Below are 6760 nucleotides of genomic sequence, written 5' to 3'. Positions count from 1 at the left end.
GCGATCGCATCGATTTTCATGCAGCAGATCAAAGATAACGTCCTTGCTCCTAAGTTAATGGGCGATTTCACCGGACTCAATCCGATCTGGATCTTTATCGCTTTATTGATCGGCGGTCAGATAGCGGGACTGCTGGGGGTTCTCGTGTCTGTGCCCCTTGCAGGTACAATCAAGGACACTATCGATACTCTCCGTCTTTTGCGTCAGCCCTCCGTTGTGACGACAGAGACGGTTTCCCGAAACCCTAATGACAGTTGAAAGATTATTAAAATAGATACCGCCCGAAAAGCTATCAGTACGACAAACTAAGCGAGGATGCGCTGGCAAACTTAACAAAGATTCTGCACGATACCCACGATTATTTAGCCTGGGTCATTCAAAAACTTTTATTTTTGTTCAATGAGGAGAAATCCGCTTCTAGTTTTTATACAGAATAAGCGCGATCGCTCTTGCATTCAGACAACATTAACAGGTACCCCTTTTGGGTTCAAGATTTTCTCAAACCTGGCGAGTGTATGCACTTGGCGTAGACGTAGAGTAGGATAGGTGAGGCTCAAATCCTTCTCATCATTAAATAGCGAATTCATCCCGTTCTTCCTTGTAAAATTGGCAAGGGATCTGCATTGTTTAGGAGTTAATTGATGCGACAGATTAATTTTTTGCTGATCTTCGCGGTGTTACTAGCGCTAGTTTTATTCAGCTTAGAAAATACCGAACCTGCCGCCATTCAAATTGTTCAAGGTGTCGAAGTGCAAGCGCCCTTGTGTATTGAACTGATTCTGGCAATGGGTCTTGGAGCTGTCTTAGCGTGGATTTTTAGTATCTGGGCGCGGTTGCTGCGAAGTCTAGAATCTGGAAAACAATTGCGTCAGATGCGTGCCAAAGACGAGCGCATCCAAGAATTAGAGGAAAATATTGAACACTACAAGGCAGAAATCGAAGAGAGACAAAGTCTGCCCTTAAACGCGACCCTCCAGACTGAAAACACAGAGGTAGTTGGAGGGAAGCTAGCAAGTCTCGCGGCAGCAAAAGAACAGGAATCCCTTGCCTAATCAATTTAGCTTCATTTGAGCTTGAGTTTATGCCGATGACCATTGGCCCAGCCCAGGAAGCGATCGCCCTTTTAATCGATTTGGCTCAGCGGGGAGAAATCGACCCTTGGGATGTCCAGGTGATTGAGGCGATCGATCGATGCTTATTGGAATTGGAGAAAGCTGGGGAGAAGCTCTCTGGCACCTTTGAAGTAGAGCTGTCCCAGTCCGGGCAGGCGTTTCTGTATGCGTCCATGCTGGTATTGCTCAAGGCGGATACCCTGTTTTCGCAATCGCTCCCAGACAATCTCGAACCCACTGAGGACGAACTGGACGACACCGCCGCCGATCCCAGACAATTGCCAACGCGGTTGGAGCGCCATTTGCGACGCCGAGGGACAGCAATGCCTCCCCAAACTCGTCGTGTAACCCTACACGAATTAATCGAACAGCTACAGCAAATAGCCACGGTACTGGAAGAAAAACCTGCTGGCCCAAACGCGATTAAAGACCCAAGTTACCGTTCCCAGTCTCGTTCCCAAACCGCCCGCGCGATCGCTGCCCTCGCTCACCAAGAAAATCTGACCGAAACCGCAGCTCACCTAGATCGGTTTTTGAGCAGTCATTGGCCCCAAATGTCCCCCGGTCAGGATTGGCTGGAATTAGACCAGCTGTTAGAGTTATGGGCAGGGGTAAAACAACGGTCAGCACCGTTAAACGCGCATCAATTGCCTGAAGAGGTGGAGACTGCGCCGAAACACAATGACCGAGTGGGAGTTTTTTGGGCGCTGTTACTCCTGTCTGCTCAGTCTAAGGTAGAGTTAGCCCAAGAGGAGTTCTACCAAGACCTAAAAATCCGAACGCTGTAGCGATGATTCTGTACTGTAACAGGGGCGCATTCAGTTCCCGCCGGTATGTTGATTAAACGCTAGGGTGAGAAACATCTAGAATATCGACAAGGTCAATCGACTAAAATATTTGACCAGCCATCCCTTGCCTCCAGTGAAGGGATGGGATACAGCTAAATTGCACGAAAACAAAGTGGCCTAGGTTGAGGAAAAAATATTCATGAAAGCCATGATTCTGGCGGCTGGTAAAGGTACCCGCGTTCGTCCGATTACCTACACCATTCCCAAACCTTTAATTCCCATTCTGCAAAAACCAGTGATGGAGTTCTTGGTGGAACTACTCAGGCAGCATGGGTTTGACCAGATCATGGTCAATGTCAGCCACCTGGCTAACGAAATTGAAAGCTATTTCCGGGATGGTCAGCGTTTTGGGGTGCAAATTGGCTATTCCTTTGAAGGACGGATTGAAGAAAATGGCGACTTGATCGGCGAAGCGGTCGGTTCTGCTGGCGGGATGCGTCGCATCCAAGATTTTTCTCCGTTTTTTGATGACACCTTTGTGGTGCTGTGCGGAGATGCGTTGATCGATTTGGATCTGACCGCAGCGGTGAAGTGGCACAAAGAAAAAGGCTCGATCGCGACGATTGTGATGAAATCAGTGCCACAGAATGAGGTTTCCAGTTATGGAGTCGTCGTCACCGATGAAGAGGGACGAATTAAAGCCTTCCAAGAAAAACCATCAGTGGAGGAAGCGCTCAGTACCAATATCAATACCGGGATTTATATTTTCGAGCCAGAAATCTTAAATTACATCCCTTCTGGCGAGGAGTACGATATCGGGGGTCAGTTATTCCCCAAACTGGTAGAAATGGGTGCGCCTTTCTACGGAATCCCGATGGACTTCCAGTGGGTGGATATTGGCAAAGTGCCAGACTACTGGCAGGCAATTCGCAGCGTGTTACTGGGAGAAGTCAAAAATGTGGCAATTCCCGGACAGAAAGTGGCTCCCGGTATTTATACCGGATTAAATGTAGCGGTGAACTGGGACAAGGTTGACATCACAGGCCCAGTCTACATTGGTGCCATGACACGCATTGAAGATGGAGCCAAGATTGTCGGTCCCACCTACATCGGACCCAATTGCTGGGTGTGCAGCGGTGCCAAGGTGGAAAATAGCGTGATTTTTGAATACTCCCGCCTAGGCCCAGGAGTGCGCTTAGTCGATAAGCTGGTGTTCGGACGTTACTGCGTGGATAAGACAGGTGCCACGATTGATGTCCAAGCAGCAGCCCTCGATTGGCTGATTAACGATGCTCGTCAAGTTCTGCCCTCTAATCCGCCAGCAGAACGGCAAGCGATCGCCGATCTGCTGGGGATGGAAGCGATTTAAATCATCGGTCAGCGATCATTGGGAAATGGGTAGTGGGTCACAAGTGGATTCTCTACCCATTTCTCATTACTCATCAGGACGACAGATAAGTGTACCGACTGAGACTCTGCTCGTAGTTTTGCAGCAATCGCTGGGATTCCTGAATGGTAATGCGCTTATCCATAAGCGCTTGTTCGCATAGCCGACGAATCTGCTCAATCAGATCCTCAGAATCGTACTGTACGTAACCCAAGACTTCCTTCATGGTGTCACCTTTGACGACATGTTCAATCCTGTAAGCCTTGGGCGTCAAATGAATGTGAATCGTGTTGGTATCGCCAAACAAGTTGTGCAGATTGCCCATAATTTCCTGGTAAGCTCCATTCAAGAACATCCCCAGGTAGTAGGGTTCGTCAGGCTTCAGCGTATGCAGTTCTAAAACCGACTTGACATCTCTGAGGTCGATAAACCGATCGATTTTGCCATCGCTGTCGCAGGTGAGGTCTGCCAAAATTCCCCGCCGTGTTGGTTCCTCATCCAGCCGATGAATCGGCATGATGGGAAACAGCTGGTCAATTGCCCAACAATCCGGCGCTGATTGGAAGACAGACAGGTTGATATAGTAGATGGAAGCCATAATTTTTTCTAGGTCTTCCAATTCGTCGGGAACGTATTCCTGCTTCCTGGTAATCGCTAGAATTTTTTCACAACAAGCCCAGTAAAGACGCTCGGCTCTGGCTCGTTCGGTGAGGCGCAAAATCCCCAAATTAAATCGGCTGATGGCTTCTTCTTTGAATTGAGCGGCGTCGTGGTATAGCTCTTGGAAATTCTCTTCGTTTATAGATTGGTAGGTTTCCCAGAGGTAATTAATAATCGGAGATTCACCCTCTTTTGGGGGTTCGGGTGCCCCGGATGGGACATCGCTGGTGCCGAGAACATCAAAAATCAGCACCGACTGATGGGACGCGATCGCTCTCCCACTCTCGCTAATCAGTGTGGGAACGGGTAACTGGTGTTCGGCACAAGCTTCCTTCAACTCTGCCACGATATCGTTGGCATAGTTCTGCATATTGTAATTTTTGGAAGCATAGAAATTGGTTTGAGAGCCGTCGTAATCCACGCCCAAACCGCCGCCGACATCGAGATATTTCATGTCAGCCCCCAGCTTGGCTAACTCGACGTAAATCCGGCTAGCTTCTTGGATGGCATCTTTGATGACGTTGATCGCAGAAATCTGAGAGCCAATGTGGAAGTGCAACAATTGCAGCGAATCCAGCAAGTCAGCGTCTCGTAATTCGTTGACTGCGTGAATGATTTCGGGAATGGTCAAACCAAATTTAGCGCGATCGCCCGTAGATCCTCCCCAGCGTCCCACGCCTTGGGTACTCAGCTTCGCCCGGATGCCCAAAATTGGCTTAATGCCCAACTGACGGCTGGCTTCAATACACAGCTGTACTTCTTCAACCTGCTCTAAGACGATCAGCGGCGTTTGCCCCAGTCGAGACGCTAACATCGCCGTTTCGATGTATTCTCGGTCTTTATAGCCATTGCAGATGAGTAATGCCCCAGGCGTATCCAACATTGCCAAAGCAATCATCATCTCTGGCTTCGAGCCAGCTTCCAAGCCAAACTGATGGGGTTTACCAAACCGCACCAAATCTTCAACCAAGTGTCGCTGCTGGTTGCACTTGACCGGAAAGACACCTTTGTAAGTACCGGAATAGTTGTAACGCGCGATCGCTTTCGCAAAACAAGCATTTAATCGCTCAATCCGGTCTTCTAAAATATCTGAAAAGCGAATCAGCAGTGGTAGCCCCAGATTGCGCTGCTTCAGGGCGTTGACCAGTTCAAATAAATCTAAAGACCCACCGCGCTCTCCCTTGGGAGAAACTGTAACGTGACCGGCTGCATTAATCGAAAAGTACGGTTGACCCCAACCTTCAATCCGATACAGGTTCTCACTGTTTTCTATTGACCAGGATTGGGGCAAGCTTTCACGGCTTAGCCGAGTCAAAGCCATATCATGTTTTTCCCGTCCTGCATTTCTCCGGGCAAGGGCACCGGAGGTGCCACGGCGATTCGATGAACTCTGTGCCACAATTTCTTCTTCTGATGGCTCTTCTTCAATTGCAGGCGTAAACTGCTCGCCCATTTTTTTATCTATCCTCCCTGTGCCCTGTCGAGTAGCTAGTCTATCGCATTCATTTATCATAGGCAGGTGTCTTGTCTTGAATCAGTACCTGCGGTTGGATGTCTGCTTAATCCCATTGTTACCAAAATTTGTATTTGGGGCGTGGGGATAAGTAATTCTCTGCTTTGAGAACTCTGAAATCTTCAAAATCTCTGGTTCTTGGCTGCTACAATCATCTCTTTGTCCGGGTTACTATATTTTCTTTTTTGGAAGATCGCAGGCAATTTTTGCTAAAATCTGCCTCTAGTGAGTTATACCGAGTTTTTCAAAATTTGATAAAACTTTGATATAAATTACCCAATATCAATCAGCCGTGCTAGTTGAGGGCGTTCAATGCTCAATCAGCCCGATAAGCCTCCTATACAGCGCTTTAGCCTTGTTTTCCTGTACCAGATGGTTCAAAAGTACCCACTCGCCTTTTGGGGCGGTTTGTGGGCGTCTATGATTACCATCGCAGCAGTAGCAGCGCTAGGTCTATTTAGTACAGGCCCCATCGAGCAGGAGGAATCTAAATCTGTTGAACCGATGCCTGCCGGAACGACGGTTCCAGAACCAGAGGCATCACTACTGCCAAGCTTCACAACCAGTCAGCCATCTGGAACCCCGTTGCCAGGTTTTACAGCGGTTCCGGAAGTTCCGGAAGCTCCAAAGCAACAGCAAGTGCCACGGTGGTTGTATGGCGCGATCGCCTTGGGCTTTGTCACTGGAACGCTGTTGATAGCGCTAAACCTGAGTCGTTCACCGCAGCGTAAATCTCTCAAACGATCAAAGCCGACTGCAAGCGTCCGCAAAAAACAACGCCGCCCGACTCAAAAGCAAAAGCGTCGTCCCATGCCGCCACAACCGGCAGAAGGCTTCTCTAAACCTCAAGAAGTGCCCCTAATGATGACAAATTATGGGATGACTGAGGTAACGGTGGTGCCTCCAGAAGAAAATCATCCTCTGGATTGGGGCGAGGATAGTCTGGCAGAAATTATGGATCTGCGAAAGCGACAGTCTCTCTCTGCGTTGCTCAAAAAGTAATTACTATAAAACTTTTGAGTTTTGAGTTAGAAAAAAATTCTTAATTCAAAACTCAAATTTTTTTACTAATTACTAAAATTCAACGTGCAAGTAAATGTTTTTTCGGGAATTACTTTTGACTTGTCGAAAGTAGCGATCGCCAATCTTTAATTGCTTTTTCTGTCCAGAGCCAGTTTTTACTCAGGGCTTCCGGTTGGAAGTTAACCGGGTCTTCTGAGATCGCCTTTTGTCGGAGCTTCCGGGCTTCATCCAAAAGTTTTGCTTGCTTATCAGCAGGTTGAGATGCAGCTAATTTGGT

Annotated in this window: 7 protein-coding genes; 5 read left to right on the top strand and 2 right to left on the bottom strand. The window is 48.2% G+C overall.

From position 1 onward, the window contains the following. From H6F50_RS05255 to H6F50_RS05240, 4 genes are all read left to right on the top strand, one after another. The coding region (locus H6F50_RS05255; RefSeq protein WP_190427091.1) for an AI-2E family transporter at window positions 1-258 on the top strand (258 nt) is incomplete at its 5' end. Window positions 259-641: 383 nt separating this feature from the next. Further along, window positions 642-1052, top strand: coding sequence for a LapA family protein (locus H6F50_RS05250; RefSeq protein ID WP_190413090.1), 411 nt, complete (start codon window positions 642-644; stop codon window positions 1050-1052). Window positions 1053-1081: 29 nt separating this feature from the next. Continuing rightward, window positions 1082-1900: a ScpA family protein gene (locus H6F50_RS05245; protein WP_339380694.1), complete on the top strand. Its 819-nt coding sequence runs from the start codon at window positions 1082-1084 to the stop codon at window positions 1898-1900. Between the two features lie 199 nt (window positions 1901-2099). Beyond that, window positions 2100-3269: an NDP-sugar synthase gene (locus tag H6F50_RS05240; RefSeq protein WP_190413091.1), complete on the top strand. Its 1170-nt coding sequence runs from the start codon at window positions 2100-2102 to the stop codon at window positions 3267-3269. 73 nt (window positions 3270-3342) lie between these two features. On the opposite strand, the gene speA is transcribed toward H6F50_RS05240, so the two are convergent. After that, window positions 3343-5400, bottom strand: coding sequence for a biosynthetic arginine decarboxylase (gene speA / locus H6F50_RS05235; protein ID WP_339380229.1), 2058 nt, complete (start codon window positions 5398-5400; stop codon window positions 3343-3345). 372 nt (window positions 5401-5772) lie between these two features. Between speA and H6F50_RS05230 the strand changes: the two genes are divergently transcribed. After that, window positions 5773-6462: a hypothetical protein gene (locus H6F50_RS05230; RefSeq protein ID WP_190427087.1), complete on the top strand. Its 690-nt coding sequence runs from the start codon at window positions 5773-5775 to the stop codon at window positions 6460-6462. Window positions 6463-6571: 109 nt separating this feature from the next. Here H6F50_RS05230 and H6F50_RS05225 read toward each other — a convergent pair. Beyond that, window positions 6572-6760, bottom strand: a 189-nt coding sequence (locus H6F50_RS05225) for a hypothetical protein (protein WP_190427084.1), incomplete at its 5' end; no start/stop codon positions are given.

Origin of the sequence: Coleofasciculus sp. FACHB-712 (assembly GCF_014695635.1) — a bacterium.
Lineage (GTDB): Bacteria > Cyanobacteriota > Cyanobacteriia > Cyanobacteriales > FACHB-T130 > FACHB-T130.
Note: the sequence above shows the minus strand (reverse complement) of the source record. Positions and strands in the feature narration are given on the sequence as shown.